This is a genomic window from Thermus sp. (assembly GCF_056332225.1).
This window is the reverse complement of sequence record NZ_JBWGQW010000208.1, coordinates 1-636: the sequence shown is the minus strand read 5'-3', so window position 1 is coordinate 636 and position 636 is coordinate 1. Positions and strand designations below refer to the sequence as shown.

The window sequence follows — 636 nt, the reverse complement described above, 5'->3', positions numbered from 1 at the left end:
CCTCCGGCCCCCCTGCCGCTTCAGGTGAGGGGGGCACCCCCCTCCCCGTGTCAGCGGTATCCTTCAGGCTGACAACCCCCCGGAAGAGCCCCCGGCGGGTTGACGTGCTCGGGGATTTAGGAGCACCCTCCCCATTTAGGAGCAGGGGGGTGCTCCTAAATCTTTCGCGATAAGCATCGGGGTTTTCCGATTTAGGAGTAGCAGGAGCAGAGAGTATAGCGCTTTGACTTGGTCCAACTTCCCCGGGGAGGGGCGCGGCCTCGGGGAGCCTGTAGGCCACGGGGTTCCCCTTGCCGGGGAGGTTCACCGCCACCAGGCCCGCCTCCTGGGCGATTTCGGCCAGGTAGCGCTCGGCGGTCTTCCGGTGCACGTTGGCCTCCCGGATGATGGCCTCCACCAGGTCCTTCTTGGGCACCACCCCCCCGCCCTGGAGGAGGGTGAGCACCACGGCCTGGGCCTTGGCCTTCCTGGGGTTCACGCTCCCCTCGGGGAGGGGGGCCTCCACCACCCGCACCAGGCCAGGCTCAAAGACCAGCTCCACCCCGAAGGGTTCAGGGACGGGGGCGAAGGAGTTCTTGAGCACGTCCCAACGGAGCACGTGGCGGCCCTCCACCTCCTTGGGAGGCACCCGGGTCA

The 636-nt window shown here is 67.8% G+C and carries 1 pseudogene; it reads right to left on the bottom strand.

The annotated features are described in order from the left end of the window. Nucleotides 1–598: pseudogene (locus AC01Y6_RS10945) on the bottom strand (hypothetical protein); the annotation flags it as partial. Nucleotides 599–636 lie beyond the last annotated feature (38 nt).